The following is an 18,781-nucleotide window of genomic DNA, read 5'->3' as shown; positions in this document are numbered from 1 at the left end:
TCAACCGTATCTTTGGTTTATTTCCTGGGCAACGATTTCAGAGGATATCAAAGTCATGGGGACTCCGATTCCAGGATGGGTGAATTGCCCTGAGTAGTAAAGATTCTCCACCTTCTTACTTTTATGTGCAGGTCGGAAGAGTGCGGTTTGCATGAGAGTGTGGGATAATCCAAGTGCAGTTCCCTTGTAGGCATTGTACCTTTCTTTGAAGTCTTCCAATGCGAATATTCGTTTAACCACAATGTGGTCCCTTATATTTTCCCCAGTTTTAGTCTCTAAATCATCCATGATCTTGTTGTATAGTTGTTCCCTTTTTTTAGTGGTGTCTTCAATTCCAGGGGCCAGGGGGACCAGAATGAATAGGGTATCTGAACCTGGGGGTGCAGCGGTTTTATCAGTTTTGGATGGTATGTTAACATAATATGAAGGATTTTCGGGCCACTTTGCCTGTTTAGGGTCAAACAGGGTGTCAAAACCTTCTGCCCAGTCTTTGTCCAGGAAAAGGTTGTGGTGTACCAGGTTTTCCATCTCCCGGTCAATACCCACATATGCCACCAGTGCTGAAGGTGCCAGAACTCGTTTCTCCCAGTAATCCTCATCATAAGTCTGGTTTTCTTCAGTAAGAAGATCCAGTTCTGAATGAGCATAATCAGCATTAACAATAACTATGTCTGGTTCGTAAACCTCTTTACTGGTTATGACCCTTTTAACATGTTTTTCGTGAACTTCTAAAAGTTCAACTGGTTCATTGAACTTGAATAGAGCACCATATGTCTGGGCCAGTTCCATCATAGTACGGGCCACCTCTCTGATACCTCCCTGAGGATACCAAACCCCCAGGGTTAAATCGATGTGAGACATGATATGGTAAAGTGATGGAGTTTTCTTAGGTGAACTTCCTAAAAATCCAATGGAGTACTGGACGATTTTACGGGCTTCATCACTGGAGAACTTGCGGTTAACGTAATGTTCTAAGTTTTCCAGAATGTTCATCCTGATGCCGCTTAGTAATAGTTTACCGTTTAAAAAATCCAGAACTGAGGTATAATCTCGATACAGCATTTCTTTAACTGAATGATCGTAAAGTTCTTCGGCTGATGCAAGGTATTCCTTGAGTTTTTCAGCACCCCCTTCTTCCAGACTGTCAAATAACTGGTAATTTTTCTCCAGGTCAGAGGAAATATCTACAATGTTAGTATCATCAAAAAAAACACGGTAAGATGGGTCTAACTTCTCCAGCTGGAATAAGTCCTCTGGTTTCAGGTCAAAGTTTGCATAAAAATGTTCAAAGACATCAGGCATCAAATACCATGATGGTCCCATATCAAAATAAAAGCCATGGTCACTATAAACACTAGCTCTTCCACCAGGTCCTTCATTTTTCTCAATGACAGTTACCTGATATCCATCTTTTGCCAGTAAAGCGGCTGCTGATAGCCCCCCAAATCCAGCTCCTACAATCAATACTTTCATGATATCTTCACCAGATATTTTTATTGTATTTTTTTTCGATGCTAGAAATTTAGAATAGTTTACATTTAATATAATTATGTTCAGTTATTCTATAAATAATAATATTACTAAACCAGGAATATTCCAGTTTTTGTCAAATACTCAAAAATATGAAAAAAAATAATAAATAATTCCTTAAATGTTACTGGAAATGATGTTAACCCTTTTAAATCTTTAAAACATAATAAGTATAAATTTGGGGGTGGAATGGGCCATGGATTTAAATAGGATAAAATTAATTATTAAATTGGGTCGTTTTCAGTTCCTCTTTTTTGGATTTCTGTGTTTTACTACCGGTACATTATTGGCAGTTATTTTAAACAATCAATTCTCATGGGATCGTTTCATCCTGGGATACGCTGTTTTACTCCCTGCCCACCTTTCAGTTTCATACAGCAATGATTACTGGGATTTCATGGTGGACCACTACAACCTGCCCACCCGATTCACTGGTGGAAGTGGGGTCCTGGTTGAAAATCCAGAGCTTAAACCCTTTGCCAGAAGATTTGCTATTCTTCTGATACTCATCTCCATATCAATAGCTCTTATTTTCACCTATATCTATTCTTCCCTAGCTTTCCTGTTGATAGCACTTTTAGGGAACTTCATGGCCTGGTACTATTCTGCACCACCACTTAAGTTCGCTTACAGGGGTTTAGGAGAAATATCAACCGCTTTAAGTGGACTTATTATTCCTTCATTGGGATATGTGGCCATCACCGGATTTTTGGATTTGAAAATTCTCTTATTCTCAGTTCCATTCATGATTTATATGGGCTTTTTTATCCTGAGTGTGGAAATACCAGATTTGGAGGGAGATAAAAAAGGAGGTAAAAACACTTTCATAGTAAAATATGGGAGAAAAATGGGTTTTGCAATAATATTCTTGGCCGGGATAGTTGGAACTACTTCTTTCTTATTATTATCATTCACTGGATTATATAACAACATCAACTTTCAAATATTAATGTTATTATCATTTCTTCCCTTGTTTACAGGGGTTTATGCTTTTACAAAGCGAACGTCCTTCATGGATAAAGCAACTAAACTGGTGAATTACACAGTTCCATCACTGGTTATTTTCATCATTCTAATTGATTTATATTTTTTGACCATAATTTTTAACATTTGAATTATCCTTATCAAAAGTTCTAATGGAATATTCTTTAATGTTTTTTTTATTTGATTAACTCGAAGTCTCCCACTTTTCCTTTGGTTTTGTTCAAGATGAAAATAACGAATAATACTCCAATTATGCCCGGTAACCATAACTGACGATAAAGGCATACTGCAGTCCAGAAACTGATTATCAGGAAGAGGCTGGATGATAATGCAGGGATTTTTAGACTTATCAACTCTTTTTTGAAGAGTAATAAACCAATTAACGCTGCAATTATCCCGGTGAGGATCCATCCTAAGAAGTTCTGGAGGGGCACACCATAAAAAATACCCATGTATTCATAAACCCAGAAGTTAAGGGACACTGCAGCAGGGTCTAATATTAAATCAGCAGTTAAAACCAGTAAAGCAATAATTATAACTAGTTTTAGTATGTTTCGCCAGTAGGGTAAATCTTTTTGCCAGTACTGGTTTGCCAGATAAATACATCCCATAAACAGTGGCACATAAGCAAAGGGGAGAGTGAATGGTGTTAAACCAAATAATTTCATTCCAATAAGTTCAGTGTAATGGAATGATGAGTAGGAAAACCAGTTATGATGGCGAAGGTTTCAATGCTTAAGGTGTAAATACTGAGAATGATGATGCTGATTAATCCCTTCTTCCAACCCAACCATATTATCATAGCTATAAAGGAGGGAATGGCTAAGATAATTATGAATAAAGCAGAAATACTGGCCATTTCCGAACTAATGTTAATATTGGCCACAAAAAAAGCAACAATCACCAAAGCAACTGCTGTTATCCACATGTATTTAGAGTAATCTTTAATGATTAATCCCCCAATTAATATTTACATTAAGGAGAAATAAAACTTTCTGATTTTCATAATTGAAGAAAAAAATATATGATAAAAAGGCTCAAATTAATCTTATGAATAATCGCTTAGGCGAAAATAAGAACCCTGACATCAAACGTTTAAGGGAAATATTGGGAGTAATGGTCAAATATCGTTTTGGTAACACACTGATAAAGTTAGGTATCCGCAGTGGATTCCGAGTACCTTCCATACTTTCCCGAGAAGATGATGATGAACTGGATAGCACAGCTCCTGAAAGGTTTCGAATGGTCCTACAGGAACTGGGAACCACCTTCATCAAACTGGGGCAGGTTCTAAGCACCCGGCCGGATCTGGTGGGTAAAGACATTGCTGATGAACTCACCAAACTCCAGGATAGCCTCCCTCCAGTAACCTTTGAATCCATAAAAGATGTGATTGAAGATGATCTGGACCTCCCACTTGAAGAACTATTTTCTGATTTTAATGAAGAACCATTAGCTTCTGCTTCTATTGCCCAAGTCCACCGTGCTAAACTTCCTGATGGTACTGAAGTAGCGGTCAAAGTTAAAAAAAAAGACATCACAAAACGCATAGAACAGGATATTGTAATCATGCGTTACCTGGCCAAACAGGCAGATAAACGCGTAGGATCCCTTAAATATTACAACCTCCCGGGAATTGTGGATGAATTTGAAAGGGTTATCTTCAAGGAACTTGATTTTTCCCATGAAGCCCGTAACATTGAACGATTCCGTGCAATGTTTGAAGATGATTCACGTATCCAGGCCCCTGAAGTTTACCCGCAGCAATCCACCAGCAAGGTTCTCACCATGGAATACATTGAAGGGGTTAAGATCAGTGAAGCCCTGGAATCAGATATGGAAGTTGATGGAAAGGTCATAGCAGAATTAGGTACTGAATGCTACTTTAAACAGATATTTGATTATGGATTTTTCCATGCGGACCCACACCCTGGGAATCTTATGGTTTTACCTGGTAACCGTTTGTGTTTTGTTGATTTTGGAATGACTGGAAATCTGGAGAGAGATTTTCGAGAAAACCTTGCCGAATTGTTCATATTCACAGTTAAATACGATGTTAAGGGACTAATAAATCAAATGATGTATATGCGTCTGATTGATGATGAAACTAACCTGGAAACACTTAAATATGATCTTATGGATCTTTTAGATCGTTTTTATGGGGCACAGATTCAGGATATTGGGGGTATGATTAATGAGTTCAGTATGCCGGGGGTGATGGTTAAAAACAAGATCAAACTCCCTCGTGATTTTATTTTACTGGGAAGGGTGTTGAGCATGGCAGAAGACCTGGGGCGCCAATTGAACCCTGAATTCAATGGTATTGAAGTGGCCCAACCATTGATAAGGAAGATGATCGCCCGTCGCTTAAACCCCCTTCGTCTGGCAGATTATCAGACCCGGTACCTCTTTGAACTGGAACATTTACTCAAAGACCTTCCTGAGACCATAAATCGGATTTTTCTCCGGTTTGAGGATGGGAAGATCAAGATGGAAATTGAACACAAAGAACTGGATGAATTCTCATCTCACTTGGAGAAGATAACCAACCGTGTTGCCCTGGCCCTGATTGTATCTTCACTTATAATTGGTTCTTCCCTCATTTTACAGACAGATAAAGGAATGCCAATGCCAGGAATTGGGTTCTCAACAGTGGGGATAATTATATTCATTATAGGTGCAGCTCTAGCCATAGCTTTGGTTGTTTCATTCATAAGAAGATTATAATGTGTGTTGGTGTTGAACAATGAAATTGTAATGTGTGTTATATGGGTGTTGTATTAAATTGAGATTTAATCTATTTGAAATAGTATTGGGATTGATTTTAGCTTTATTCTTAAGCATATCACTGGGTTTATTTTTAGGGAGCCCAGGATCGTTTGCCGGATTCTTAATAGCCACATTCATAGTGGGTTATCGTGTTGGTGATGACGTGGCTCAGGGAGCTATACATGGTGCACTGGTTGCTGTAATAACTGGCATAGTCTTCATCAGTGCCATGCTTTTAATGGCTTCATCACCAGGGGAGCTGGGATCATCCATGATGGAAATGGGATACTCTGGAATAATAGTGGGAATAATGCTTAACGGGATAATCGGGTCCATTGGTGGCATATTCGGGTCATATGTTCGTGATCGCATTTTAATAGTATAAATTTACCCTTAAGACAAATGAAATAACCCTGTTTTCATCTATTTTATTTTTTTCCAATTATTTCTCTTTAAATCATTAATAACCCTCTAAACATACCGGGTTCATAATTACATGACATAGAAAATTATATATTTTTATTAAATCATAAATTATAATGACTCAAAAATGAGGTGAAAAAGATGCATAAAAAGGATAGTATTGAGGATATGAAAGAAATAGTAAAGGATATGCTGGAAGATACCTCTAGAACCGTGGATAAAATGCGGTTTGATATTGAAAAATCCATTGTTGACTACACATTCCTACCAGGGAAAGACATTATTGAAACAGACGATAGTGTAATTGTTAACATCGTGCTTCCAGGTATTGAAAAGGAAAATATCAACCTTAAACTCACTGAAAACAAGCTGAAAGTCAAGGCCAAATTCGATTTTGAACATAAAATGGGGGGAACTTATGTAACCCTCTCTGATCGTAAGAGTGGATACATACGTAGAACAGTACGCCTACCCAAAAAGGTCATAGTTGAAGAGGCCCAAGCCAAATTCGAAAATGGAATACTCAAGGTAGAAATACCCAAACAGGAAAAAGAAGAAGGAACTGAAATCAAAATTGACTAATGTTCCTTTAAAAAAGGATTTTTAATCAACTTTTTCCTTTTTTCTAAATTACAAAATTTTTTCTAAAATTACAAAAGAATCAAATTATTCAAATCATCTGTTACTTACAAATTAATCTGTTACTTAAATACTTCTTCTTTTTAACTGACAAGTTATTCACAATGTCCTTTTAACAAACTCTAAAGGCACAGAACACCTTTCTGCGATCTCTTCTGTGGAAAAACCCTGTCCTGCAAATCTCCTCACCACGAATTCCAGAGGTTCGCCCACCTCGATGATGTAACCATCAGGGTCATAAAAACGTAAAACCCTCTGCCCCCACGGTTGAACCCTGGTTTTATGAACAAATCTACAATTGAGAGATTCTAGTTTCTCCTGGACACTATCCATCTCTTCAGATTCAAAATATAAAATGTTAACATTTTTTGCCATTTTCAAGTTATATTGTATTTTTTCTAGTTTCTTTGCTATTTCGCTAAAATCATTCTTTTTCTGACCAAATTCAATTTAATATGGATTTATATCTAGAAAAATGAATAAAAGTGGTTTAAAACACAAAGAAAAATTTTTTATAATAATATAAATTTGCAATTCACAATCTTCTAGATTTAGAAGATATATTCAAATTGATTTATTCAACAGAAAATAGCCAATTAATAGAATTCAAAAAACTTCCCAAGACAAACATGTTTTTTGAGACTATTAAAAACTTTCACACTGATGTTTATGTGGATTCTTTAGCGACATTTTCAATTGAAATTTTTATTAAATTATAATCTTTGATGTTAGGTTTTAAAAAAGGTATTAAATAATAATTATCATTAAATTTAATCGGACTTAATTGTGTATAATTATTTTCTAAGACATATTTTTCCTCTGCTATAGGGGGATTAGTCCAATCAATCGATTGATTATATGAAATAAAAATAACGAGTTCAGGATGTTTTTCTTTTAAATATTCGGTTGTTACTCCATTTTGTGCTATAAATTTATCATTCAACCCATCTAAAAGATTCCATCCAGAATAATACGCAATGGAACCTGCATCACCGCAAAAAATAGTATAATTATCTTCAGAGAAAGAACTAAGAGTTTTTCCTAGAGGAATATGTGCATTATTTAAACTATCACCATAATTATGCTGGTCTACAAGTTCATTTACTCCAATAAAATTTGTGAATACAAGAAGGGTCAAAATTATGACTGAAGAAAATATAATTCTGGTATTTTTTGCTGATTTTATATTTGTTTTATTCTTTCCTATTTCATTGAATAATATGTTGATTGCAATTCCAAATGCTGCATAAATCAGTACAAATGAAGGATAAAAAAATCTCTGGGCAAAATTAATGTTGGGAGTGTAAACATATACTATAATTGCAAAGAATAAAGTTACGCCTAAAATAAGTAAAAAATACTTAAAATTTGTTTTCAGTTGATTTTTATTGGTATCAATCTTTTGATTTATTAAGTACAATGAAATTAATATGATGATTACAAATGGTATTAAATAAATTAAAGCTATTAAGAAATACAGGGGATAAGTGTTTGAATGGACCATTTTAGCTAAAAAAGACAATGGGAATAATCCATGGAAGTAAAAAATACGAAAAACATTATAAATAACAATAGGGATTAAATATAAAATCAAAACAGGTAGATAAGAAGTAAGTTTTATTGAATTATTGTTCTTTTTGTAGGTAATGATAATAATTGAGAATATCAACCCTAATGATACTAGCATTCCTTCTGGTCTTGTTAAACTTAATAAAAGTGCTGTAAATGCAAAGAACCAAATGAACTTTGAATTAGGAGATATAAGGATTTTCCATGCGCTATACATCACTCCCAATAATAAAAATGCAAATAACATAGTTTCCAATCCAGAAACAGCATGAATAGCAGTGTAAGGATTAATAAGAAGAAAAGTAGTACTAACTGTAAATGCGATTGACTTATTTTTAATATCTTTAAAAATATCGTTAGTAATGAGCCAAAATAGAATAATAATTCCTAAAACCGATAATAAACCAATAATTTTTGTTAAAAATACAGGATCTAATTTCAGTAGAAATAAAAATGCTATTATTAAAACCCATAAAAAATTAGTATAACCCTCAACGGGTGGTTGACCAATATCCCATACTAATCCAAATCCATTAGCCAAATGTTCACTATATCTAAAGGATATAAATGCATCATCAACAGTAAAATGCCACACATAACCTACCATAAAAATAAACAAGACAACAGAAACAAAAAGGGTAACAATACAAACATTTTTAGAATTTAAATCCATAAATGAACTAGATTAATATAATATATAACGTTTATGGATAATTGTGGTTGTAAAGTGCTGGTTGTTGAAATATTTTCTTGAATACAGTCAGATTGTTAATGTTCATAAGTTTAATATTTTAGCTACTCAGAATTTCATTAACTCTGCAACAATCAAATAATAACTCGCCAAGCCCTTCCATTTTCCCCATGAACTGGCAATTTCCCGGACTGCTTCTGATGATAATTTTTCGTCCGCTCTATAAACATTTCCAATGACCCTCTGCAGACTGATATCATCGGCAGGAATAGCATCCAATCGGCACAATCCCCTAAGTAGTGCCATTTCAGCGGTCCAAACACCAATACCCCTGATTTGGGTCAACTCTTCTACCATTTCAGTGGTGGTGTTCATCTTTTCAATGGATTGCAGGTTGACATCTTTTTGCACAATGTCAAGGGCCAGGTCATGAATATACTCTGCTTTTTTATGGCTTAAACCACAATTGCGAAGTTTTTCAAGATCCAAATCTGTTAAATCTTCGGGTGAAGGGTAGGAATAATAATCCTGACCATAAAGAGGAACTGACCTTCCCACATATTTTATCAAACGGTTTTCTATACTATGGGCTGCTTTAAGAGATATCTGCTGTTCTATGATGGAATCCACCAGTGCCTCGAATAATGTGGGTGTGGAAGGATTTTTAAGACCGTAAAGTCTGCCAATGATAGGTGATAATACAGGATCTGATTTTACCTGCTCATAGAAATGATGAAGATCCAATCCCAGGTTAAAAATCTGGTAAACAACTGGTGGAACTGAATTTAAAATATCTGGGGAGAGTTCCGTATCGGATTCTACACTAACCTTGAGTTCAGGATCATTAACTGATCCCACAGATTCAATGTACAGGAGTATTGTTTTATCTTTGATGGTGAAAGCCTGCCAGAAGCGATTATTGGCATACTTTTTTATATTTTTATCCCCACTGGCAAATATCCTGCAACTAAGATCAAAATCAAAGGGTGCTTTAGCCTTTATATTGAAAGTTGATTGATACATGATTTACCCCTTAAATTATAACCATTACTTATTATCTAATCGCTTAATGGCATTTCCCAACCTTTTCATCCCTTCTTCAATTTCCTCTACACTTGAATTGGAAAAATTCAGTCTCATGGTATTCTTTTCAGGATTTTCAGTGTAGAATGTTTCTCCAGGTACAAATGCGACATTTTCTTCCATTGCCAGTTCAAACAGTTCCATTGAAGATGTGCCCTCAGGTAAAGTGACCCATAGGAACATCCCACCTTGGGGCGAAGTGTGTTTAACTCCTTCTGGGAAGTACTTCCTGATGGAATGGACCATCTGGTCTCTCTGGGACTTGTATAATTGTTTTATACTCTGAATATGCTTGTCCACGTTGTTATCCTGGAGGTACTGGTAAACCACTCTCTGGGTGAAGTAGTTGGAGTGTAGATCAGAGGCCTGTTTGGCAGTGATCAGTTTATCCATAACTTCAGGGGGAGCCACAATCCAGCCCATCCTCATCCCAGGGGAGACGATCTTGGAGAAAGTTCCGAAGAGAATTGAATCAGGTAAATGGGACTTAATAGGAGGTATATCATCTCCCATGAATCGTATCTCACCGTAAGGGTTGTCTTCAACCAGGATGGTCTCATGTTCTGCCATTATTTCTGCAACTTTTTGTCTTTTACTTTCAGAATAGGTTATACCAGTGGGGTTCTGGAAACTGCTCACAGTGTAGAATAGTTTGATATTCTCCTCTTCCAGGATCTTCTCCAGGATGGTGGTGTCTGCTCCATCTTCCAGTAGAGGTACAGAATGAAATTCTGGTTCGTACAATCCAAATGCCTGTATTGCCGCCAGATAGGTGGGTCTTTCCATGATCACACCATCATCCCGGTCCAGGAAAACATTCCCCACCAGATCCAGGCACTGCTGTGATCCATTGGTTATCAAAATATCCTCAACTTCAACTTCCATGCCCTGTCTTTGGTACCGCTGGGCTATGAATTCCCTTAACTTACGGTAACCTTCGGTGGTGCTGTACTGGAGAACTTTATCCCCGTCTTCACTTAGAACTTTGGATGTGGCATTGTTAATGGCTTCCACCGGGAAGGACTGTGGATTGGGAAGTCCACCAGCAAATGAAATCATGTCATCATCATCGGTAACCTTCAAAATTTCCCGGACAAAAGACCTTGGTATTTTATTCATACGACGAGTAAAATGGTAATTCATGAAAAATCCTCTTAATTAATTGTTAAATGGAATTATATTTTATTTAATCAAACTTTAACTTATTTTATGTTTCTCCGGACTAATCATTTTATGTGGAATTTCCTGATCAAACTTTTTTGCATTTAAACTGCCCATTTGGAACAACATCTTTTACTATTACGATCATTTTTATAACATCACGATGTTTTTTTGCTACCATAACGGCGCACATGCTCCCAGGCTTGATGATACTCTTCAAAACCCTCTTTATGGTTGTACATGGATGTTTCATTTCTATTAAACACCTTCCTATCTTCACCCACCGGGCAGACTTTGATGCAGATACCACATGGGGAACGGTATTCTTTTCGAAGTTTCCTGCTACGGGTGGCACATCTCATCTTGTTTATCAGGGGAGGAAAATCATTTCCAGTTTCATACTCTGATTTTATGGCATTTACTGGGCAGTTCTGGGCACAGGACAAACAGCGGGTGCACAGATCATCACCAGAAATCTTGCTTCCCTCCAGTTTGAGAGTGGTGAGTATACTGGTAAAACGCACCCTGGGTCCAAATTCTGGTGTGAGGAGGACGTTATTTAATCCAAAGGATCCAAGACCTGCCAGGAATGCGGCGTGTTTATGGGAAAAGAATGCCAATGGTTTTTCCAGGAGCACTTCAATATCACCATAACCGTCCCTGGGAATGAAAATAGAGGGGTAACCCTTCAGGGTAAGGAAATTGGATATTTCATATGCCTTTTCATCCAGCAGAATATTCACTGTTTCATAGAGTTCATGATAATAAATAGATGGGGCAGTTTCCACAATGGGAAGCTGCACTGGTAAACCAATCACCACCACAGTCCGGGCCTCAGGGTAAATGGACTGAGGCCAGAATTCTCGGGGTATCCAATTGGAAAAATGCTGTGGAAGTTCTTCTGGAGGATTTTCCCACCTTTTCACCGGTGCAAAACCCACCATCGATATTCCAAGGTCCTTACACTTATCCAGAAGCTCTTTTTTTAATACTGTGGAAGTTTTAGATTTCATCTTGACTCCTTTATTTAATATGTTGGTTCTGGTGAAATAAAAATTTTGCATAAACCCCTGTTGTACAAGACTACCTTACGTACTCAGGAGACTACCTTGAGGTACTCTTTCTATTCCTGTTTTTAATCACCTTGTATCCCTCAAACCACAGCACACTCACCATACCTGAGACGAAGCATAACAGAATCTCCCACAGGTTAAGGGGGCAGAACTGGAATAATTGCTGCAGGGGTGGGAAGTACAGGATAGCAGCCAGGAATATTACTGCACCGCCTAAAACCCACCAGAGTGCCTGGTTAGGTGATCTGAGTGTTTGGTAGATGGTATGGGACCAGGAACGATTGGTCATTATGAGAGCCAGGTTAGCGAAGATCAGGGTGATGTAACTTAAAGTTCGGGCGCTTGCTTCTCCCTGCCATTTAAGACCAACAAGGTATACTGCCAGAACCACTACCAGAACCACTATTCCCTGTAAAATGCTCATTCCAATGTTTTTTCTGCTGAATAATTTTTCAGATGAGCTGCGTGGAGGGCGTTGCATGGCATCTGCTTCTGCAGGTTCTGCCTCAAAGACCACGGAACAGGCAGGGTCAATGATAAGCTCCAGGAACACGATCTGCACCGGAAATAAGACCAGTGGCCACTGGAACAGTACTGGTAAAAAGGACATCCCCACAATGGGAACATGCACCGCGAAGATGTAGGCAGTGGCCTTTTTCAGGTTATCGTAGATACGCCGGCCCATCTTCACACTGGCAACAATGGATGAAAAATCATCCTTAAGTAGTACCAGAGCCGATGCTTCCCTGGCCACATCAGTACCACGTCCACCCATACTTATACCTACCTGGGCGGATTTAAGGGCAGGGGCATCGTTAACACCATCACCGGTCATGGCCACGATCTCACCGTTGGATTTAAGGGCCTCTACCAGGCGCAACTTCATCTCTGGCACCATACGGGCAAAGATGTTGACATCCCTGACCTGCTCTTTCAGGGTCTCATCATCCATTGCATCCAGCTGGTCACCAGTTATAACTTTTTCTGGCTGGGTCAGTCCTATTTTTTGGGCTATGCTTCTAGCAGTGCCCGGATAATCTCCGGTGATCATCACCACCCTGATACCAGCCTGGTAACATTCTGCAACTGACTGGGGGACTTCTTCACGAACTGGGTCCAGGAATCCCACCAGGCCCAGAAACTGGAAGTTAAAATCATGTTGTTTTCCAGGGAGATCTCTCTTTTTAAATGATGCACGGGCCACTCCTATTATTCTCAAGCCCTCATCAGCCATTAAAGATATGTTACTGGCTAACTGTTCCATTTCCCCTGGAGTCATATGGCATAGATCAGCCACAGCTTCCGGTGCACCTTTAGCAGCGATTATGTAATCCTCACCATCAGGGGATTGCCATACATGGGACATGGCCAGAAGTTCAGGGGATAAAGGGTATTCATGGACCAGTTGCCAGTCCTCATGAAGGTGTTCAGTTTCCTTTAAGGTTGTATCACCAAATTCTTTGAGAGATTTTTCCATGGGGTCAAAGGGGTCTCGCTGGCTGGCCAGTATACTGAATTCCACCAGTTTATGGAAGCTTTCAGGGAGGTGATGGGTGGCACTGGTTACATCGTGAAACTGTGATCCATTCATGATCTTACCAACTGACATCTGGTTCAAGGTCAAAGTGCCTGTTTTATCCACACAGAGAACTGTTGTAGATCCCAGTGCCTGAATGGCATGAGAACGCCGGGTTAGCACATTTTTTCGAGATATTCTCCAGGCACCCAGTGCCAGGAAAATGGTTAACACCACCGGGAACTCCTCTGGTAGAATTGCCATGGCCAGGGTTATACCAGCTAAAAATCCGTTAATCCAGTCCAGCCTGGTGATTCCATAGATAACCACCACTGCGGCACATAATCCTGCACCAACCAGTGCCATGTTCCGTACTAGTGTGCGGGTTTCCATCTGAAGACTGGTGTCTTCGGTTTCCAGGGACTGTAACCGCTTGCCAATACGGCCCATCTCAGTCTCAAGGCCAGTGGAAACTACCTGAGCCACTCCCTGACCCTGCACCACCAGAGTTCCAGAGTAAACCGAGGGCAAACCATCCCCGCCGGGTGGATGCATGTCCATCAATCCTCCACACTGCACCTTCCGCACAGGTACAGATTCACCAGTTAAGAGAGACTCGTTTATGAGGAGGTTGCTGCAGGATAAGACCACACCATCTGCCGGGACTCGGTCACCCTCCTTGAGCATGATAATATCATCACGGACCACTTCCCGTCCCGGTATTCTCTTCTCTTGCCCGTCACGAATAACCAGTGCCCTGGGACTGGACAGATCCCGTAGTGCCTCCAGTGTACGTTCAGTTTTACGTTCCTGATAGAAAGTTATCCCCATAATCACAAAAACAAACCCCAGGAGCATCAATGCTTCCTGAAGATCCCCTAAAACAAGATAAATAGCCCCACAAGCAATTAAGAGGAGGAACATGGGTTCCCTGATTACCTCAAGAGCAATGGTTAAAAAGGATTTCTCTTCAGTTGATGGAAGCTCATTATAGCCATGCTCTTTTATTTTTCTGGCCACTTCTGATTCTGAGAGTCCTTTTATGTTTTTCAGGTCCAGTTCATCTGCCACGTTGCCCCTCCTTCATGATAAATTAGTATGGATTAAATTAAACTTATTATGGGGTTAAATTAAACCTGTTATGGTTAAATTAAACTTTTTGTGGATTAAATTGATGCTTTTATGGGATTATACTCATTATCTATTGGATTATCTATTGAGTGTATTAAAATATGAATAAGGCCACATATATCTTTTTCCATTGATTAACGTGTTAGGAATCCCTAATTCTCTAAAATAAAATGTTAGGTTAGTCTAATTCGTGATAGGCTTACCTAACTTTAAAAAAATTAAAAAAAAGCAGTAATATTAACTATTCTTTTCAAGTTTGGAAGTGAAAAATTCTCTTTAAAAGTAAAATTAGTGGGGTTTTCACTACCATTCCAGAGACTCCAGACGGTCCATGGCTTCTACCAGGTCCTCGTAGGATGCTGCATATGATATGCGGAAGTGACCTTCACCGTACTGGCCAAAGGAAGAACCTGGAACCAGAACCACGTCTTTTTTAAGGGCTTCTTCCACAAATTTTTCCGGATTTTCAATGGAGGGAAACACGTAAAAGGCTCCGTGTGGTAGATTACACTCTATTCCCATGCCTTGTAGTCTTCCCACCACCAGATCCCTTCTCCTTTTAAATTCATCCCTCATTTGGATCACACTATCCTGAGGTCCCTGAAGGGCAGCCAAAGCAGCTTTTTGAGATATGGAAGTTGCACAGGTGACACTGTACTGGTGTACTTTTAAAACAGCTTCCATTAAGTGGGGTGGTACTGCAAGGTATCCAATACGGAAACCAGTCATAGCATAGGTTTTGGAGAATCCATTAATGGTTATAACATTATCAGAATAGCTTGCCGGGCTGTAATGTTTCTTTTCATAGATGATCTTATCGTATATCTCATCAGAAATAAGGATCAAATCATGATCATCGGCAATATCAGCCAGGCCCTTAATATCTTCTTTTTCCAGGACTGCCCCGGTGGGATTGTTTGGTGAATTGATTATAATGGCCCTGGTACGTGGTGTGACCTGTTCCAGCACATCTTCCGGCAGCATCCGGAAATCATTTTCATCCTTAAGGGGTGCTGGTACTGATCTACCTCCACTGAGCTTCACACAGGCATCATAAGCTACAAACCCCGGATCAGGGATGATAACTTCACTTCCTTCCTCGATAAGTGCATTGATACTGGAATAAAGTGCCCCACTGGCTCCAACAGTAACTATGATTGATTCAGGGGATGTTTTGATATGGTTGTCTGTCTTTAATTTATGGCAGATGGCTTCCCTTAGTTCCATGATCCCGGTGTTCCCGGTGTAATGGGTGAAACCCTCATTCAATGCTTCTTTAACTGCTTCGCGGATATATGATGGTGTGTCAAAGTCAGGTTCGCCCAGTGCCAGGTTGATGGAGTCTTCTCCCACCATATCGAACATTTTCCGTATTCCAGATAGATCAATGGACTCTACTCTTTTAGCTGGTTTCATTGTAATCGCCATTTCCTTTATTAATTATTTAATAATTGATTAATGTTCTGATGATTTTAATTAACTTTTTTTAATTACACGCCCCACAGTTATAACAACCAAAAGTTTCACACCATGGTGTCAAATCACCGCTTAACGCCTTTTTATATTCATCTTCCAGAAATTCCTCGTTTATGTTCACATTTATCTCATTCCAAGGAAGATCAGCACCAGGGTTTAATTGTGGTGTTAATTTTTTCCATTCACCGAGTGGAACCTTTCTCTGGGATGATTCTTCAATGATACCGGATAGTTCATTGCCTCCCACTGAGAGGATGTATTGTACCATTGCTTTATTGGGATTTTCCACCTTGAAATGCCTGTTTTTCAATTCTTTCTTCAGGAAGTTCACCCTGGATTTGATGTCTTTAAGGCTGAACCCGGTCCACTGGAAGGGTGTGTGGGGCTTTGGTATGAATGGGTTTACACTTATCCTGAGTGAATCCCGATGAGGAGCCATAACTTGCAAATTCTTTATTAGATTCACCATGTCTTCCATGTCATCATGCGTTTCCGTGGGCAGTCCTACCAGGAAATATAGTTTAACATTCAAGTTCAAATTGAAGGCAGTTTCCATGGTTTGCCTGATATCCTCATCAGTGATTGGTTTATTTACCACCTGTCTGAGTCTCCAGGTGGATTCAGGGGCAATGGTAATGGTCCTAAGTCCGCTTTCAGTTAAGCTTTCCAGAAGATCCTTGGAGATTGATTCAATACGCAGGGATGGGGTGGTAACCTGGAAATCACGATCTAGAAGTTCACGACATAAATCTTCGATACGGGAGTAATCGGAAACAGCCCCACCGATGAGTGCAATTTTCTCCATACCAGTAGCGTGTCTCCCCTCCTCCGCAGTTTGGATAATGGTTTTAATATCAACTTCTCTCCGGGGGCGGTAAATACAACCTGCCATGCAGAAACGACAACCCCGGGCACATCCCCTGGAAACTTCCAGGAGGAAAGATTTTCCAAAGGCTGGAATTAACTCTTTATTATCGGTTTCCGGGAAAACCTGGCGAACCGGACGCCAGGCATCACGCATATCCTCCACCTGGACCAGGTTCACATTATTGCCTGGAATGTAAACTCCTTCCACATCCAGAAGTTCATCAATCTCCTCCCGGGGATTATCCAGTTGGCTTAACTTATCCAGAAAATCAGGTAGAATGACCTCACCATCCCCCACCAGGAAAAGATCAATAAAACTGCTCATGGGTAATGGATTGGAACTGGCACAGGGACCACCAGCAATTACCAGAGGATCATCTGGAGTTCTATCCTCTTTTCGAAGTTTTAAACCATCTTTCCTGAGCATTTCCAGTACATGGGGATAATCCTGTTCATACTGGAGGGAAAAACCCACCACATCAAAATCCTTCAGGGGGGAACCAGTCTCCAGGCTCTTACCATAAGGGTAAACCACTCTTTCACAGTAAACATCTTCCTGGTGGTTTAAGAGGTCGTAGATTATATGGAAACCCAGTGAAGACATGGCACTGCGGTATAAGTTAGGGTAGCATGATGCGAAGCGAAGTCCAATTTTCAGTGGATCCTTCACCACCACATTGTGTTCCAGGAGCATAGTTTATTATCTTGCCCACAATATAATCAAGATATCTACATAATTAATCTAGGAAGATCAAAAATCTGGGAAGATCAAATATTTTCTGAAAATTTGTGATCAAAGTTTTCAATACTATACTTATAATTTAGTTTCACGGGATAAAACCTATAAAATTGAGGATAATCACCAATGATTGAACAAAAATATCACAAGGTGGCAGTTGGAGGCACCTTTGACAAGTTCCACCGGGGTCACCAGTTACTGGTAAAAACAGCATTCCAGGTGGGTGAACAGGTACTCATCGGAGTGACCTCTGATAAATTTGGGGGTATAAAAGGAGAAATAGAACCCTGTAATGTTAGAATGTCCAACCTCAACCAGCTACTGGAAAGACGTTCAAATTATACCCTATCCCGTCTGGATGATCCATATGGAGTTACCATTGATGATGAATCAGTTGATGCCATAGTGGTGAGTCCTGAAACTGAACCAACAGCGTTTAAAATTAACCAGATACGCAGGGAGAAGAGAATGAAACCCCTGGATATTATCACCATAAGCATGGTTCTGGCAGATGATGGTAAGCCCATATCATCCACCCGTATACGTCGAGGGGAGATTGATCAGGTGGGAACTTTAATTAAAAAGGTTGAAAGGTAAAATGAAGGTTGTAGTTGGATCCAAAAATCCGGTGAAGTTAAAGGCCACCAGGAATGTTTTAAAGAAGATATATCCTCAAATGGGTGTGCAGGCAAAACACGTGGATTCTGGTGTGCCGGACCAGCCCATAGGATTAGAAGTTACCATTCAAGGAGCTATTAACCGGGCTAAAAATGCATATTCTGAAGAATTTGATCTTTCAGTGGGCATAGAATCCGGTCTTTTAGAGGTGCCCCATAGTATAACCGGTTACCTGGATTTGCAATGGTGTGCCATCTATGATGGTGAGAAAACCACCCTTGGGGTTAGTGCTGGTTTTGAATACCCTCCACTGGTCATAGAAAAGGTCTTGGAAGGTATGGAAGTTGGGGATGTTATGGACCAGGTTACCGGTATTGACCGATTGGGACAGAAAACTGGTGCAGTAAGTCACCTAAGCCGGGGGTTACTGGACCGTACAGGGAATACTGAGCAGTGTGTATTGATGGCGATGATACCCAGGATGAATGAGGGGGTTTATTTTGGTTAATTAA

General features: G+C 39.4%; 17 protein-coding genes. 6 read left to right on the top strand and 11 right to left on the bottom strand.

The features are described 5' to 3' along the window. A complete protein-coding gene (locus A994_RS06240) occupies window positions 1-1,473 on the bottom strand; it encodes a phytoene desaturase family protein (RefSeq protein WP_004030519.1) in 1,473 nt (490 codons plus the stop codon). A 253-nt stretch (window positions 1,474-1,726) separates the two neighbouring features. On the opposite strand from A994_RS06240, the gene A994_RS06235 reads away from it, so the two are divergent. Continuing rightward, the gene (locus A994_RS06235) at window positions 1,727-2,644 is read left to right on the top strand and encodes a prenyltransferase (protein WP_004030518.1); all 918 of its coding nucleotides are present in this window, start codon (window positions 1,727-1,729) and stop codon (window positions 2,642-2,644) included. 46 nt (window positions 2,645-2,690) lie between these two features. Here the strand turns inward: A994_RS06235 and A994_RS06230 are convergent, their stop codons facing one another. Together A994_RS06230 and A994_RS13465 are read right to left on the bottom strand one after the other, a co-directional pair. Further along, the gene (locus A994_RS06230; protein ID WP_202802586.1) at window positions 2,691-3,182 is read right to left on the bottom strand and encodes a carotenoid biosynthesis protein; all 492 of its coding nucleotides are present in this window, start codon (window positions 3,180-3,182) and stop codon (window positions 2,691-2,693) included. Further along, window positions 3,179-3,442, bottom strand: coding sequence for a hypothetical protein (locus tag A994_RS13465; protein ID WP_202802585.1), 264 nt, complete (start codon window positions 3,440-3,442; stop codon window positions 3,179-3,181). Before A994_RS13465 ends, A994_RS06230 begins: the two co-directional genes overlap by 4 nt. Before the next feature lie 122 nt (window positions 3,443-3,564). Between A994_RS13465 and A994_RS06225 the strand changes: the two genes are divergently transcribed. The 3 genes from A994_RS06225 to A994_RS06215 all read left to right on the top strand — a co-directional run bounded on the left by A994_RS06225 (window position 3,565) and on the right by A994_RS06215 (window position 6,288). Then, window positions 3,565-5,241, top strand: a complete 1,677-nt coding sequence (locus tag A994_RS06225; RefSeq protein ID WP_048204124.1) for an ABC1 kinase family protein — start codon at window positions 3,565-3,567, stop codon at window positions 5,239-5,241. 58 nt (window positions 5,242-5,299) lie between these two features. After that, window positions 5,300-5,668 carry a DUF5518 domain-containing protein gene (locus A994_RS06220; RefSeq protein WP_004030516.1) on the top strand — a complete coding sequence of 123 codons (369 nt, stop codon included), beginning with the start codon at window positions 5,300-5,302 and terminating at the stop codon, window positions 5,666-5,668. A 179-nt stretch (window positions 5,669-5,847) separates the two neighbouring features. Next, on the top strand, window positions 5,848-6,288 hold the full coding sequence (locus A994_RS06215; protein ID WP_004030515.1) for an Hsp20/alpha crystallin family protein: 441 nt from the start codon (window positions 5,848-5,850) through the stop codon (window positions 6,286-6,288). Window positions 6,289-6,444: 156 nt separating this feature from the next. Here A994_RS06215 and A994_RS06210 read toward each other — a convergent pair whose 3' ends face one another. The 8 genes from A994_RS06210 to A994_RS06175 form a co-directional block, all read right to left on the bottom strand. Beyond that, complete coding sequence (locus A994_RS06210) at window positions 6,445-6,759, bottom strand: VOC family protein (protein WP_272942733.1); 315 nt, start codon at window positions 6,757-6,759, stop codon at window positions 6,445-6,447. Between the two features lie 253 nt (window positions 6,760-7,012). Then, the gene (locus A994_RS06205) at window positions 7,013-8,587 is read right to left on the bottom strand and encodes a hypothetical protein (protein ID WP_004030513.1); all 1,575 of its coding nucleotides are present in this window, start codon (window positions 8,585-8,587) and stop codon (window positions 7,013-7,015) included. Window positions 8,588-8,713: 126 nt separating this feature from the next. Then, window positions 8,714-9,628, bottom strand: coding sequence for a DNA-3-methyladenine glycosylase family protein (locus tag A994_RS06200; RefSeq protein ID WP_004030512.1), 915 nt, complete (start codon window positions 9,626-9,628; stop codon window positions 8,714-8,716). Window positions 9,629-9,652: 24 nt separating this feature from the next. After that, window positions 9,653-10,831, bottom strand: a complete 1,179-nt coding sequence (locus A994_RS06195) for an aminotransferase-like domain-containing protein (protein WP_004030511.1) — start codon at window positions 10,829-10,831, stop codon at window positions 9,653-9,655. Between the two features lie 176 nt (window positions 10,832-11,007). Next, window positions 11,008-11,862 (bottom strand): 4Fe-4S binding protein, encoded by an 855-nt coding sequence (locus A994_RS06190; protein ID WP_100222266.1) that lies wholly within the window; start codon window positions 11,860-11,862, stop codon window positions 11,008-11,010. A 91-nt stretch (window positions 11,863-11,953) separates the two neighbouring features. Continuing rightward, entirely contained in the window at window positions 11,954-14,509 is a 2,556-nt protein-coding gene (locus tag A994_RS06185; protein ID WP_004030509.1) for a cation-translocating P-type ATPase, read from the bottom strand. Between the two features lie 363 nt (window positions 14,510-14,872). Next, window positions 14,873-15,985, bottom strand: coding sequence for a guanitoxin biosynthesis PLP-dependent (S)-gamma-hydroxy-L-arginine cyclodehydratase GntC (gntC, locus tag A994_RS06180; protein ID WP_004030508.1), 1,113 nt, complete (start codon window positions 15,983-15,985; stop codon window positions 14,873-14,875). A 70-nt stretch (window positions 15,986-16,055) separates the two neighbouring features. Continuing rightward, window positions 16,056-17,606, bottom strand: coding sequence for a radical SAM protein (locus A994_RS06175; RefSeq protein ID WP_004030507.1), 1,551 nt, complete (start codon window positions 17,604-17,606; stop codon window positions 16,056-16,058). Between the two features lie 171 nt (window positions 17,607-17,777). On the opposite strand from A994_RS06175, the gene A994_RS06170 reads away from it, so the two are divergent. Both A994_RS06170 and yjjX read left to right on the top strand, forming a co-directional pair. Next, window positions 17,778-18,248 carry a phosphopantetheine adenylyltransferase gene (locus A994_RS06170; RefSeq protein ID WP_004030505.1) on the top strand — a complete coding sequence of 157 codons (471 nt, stop codon included), beginning with the start codon at window positions 17,778-17,780 and terminating at the stop codon, window positions 18,246-18,248. A 1-nt stretch (window position 18,249) separates the two neighbouring features. Continuing rightward, window positions 18,250-18,777: an inosine/xanthosine triphosphatase gene (gene yjjX / locus A994_RS06165; protein WP_048204122.1), complete on the top strand. Its 528-nt coding sequence runs from the start codon at window positions 18,250-18,252 to the stop codon at window positions 18,775-18,777. The last annotated feature ends 4 nt before the right edge of the window (window positions 18,778-18,781 follow it).

Origin of the sequence: Methanobacterium formicicum DSM 3637 (genome assembly GCF_000302455.1) — an archaeon.
GTDB classification, from domain to species: domain Archaea; phylum Methanobacteriota; class Methanobacteria; order Methanobacteriales; family Methanobacteriaceae; genus Methanobacterium; species Methanobacterium formicicum_A.
This window is presented reverse-complemented; position numbering and strand designations above follow the sequence as displayed.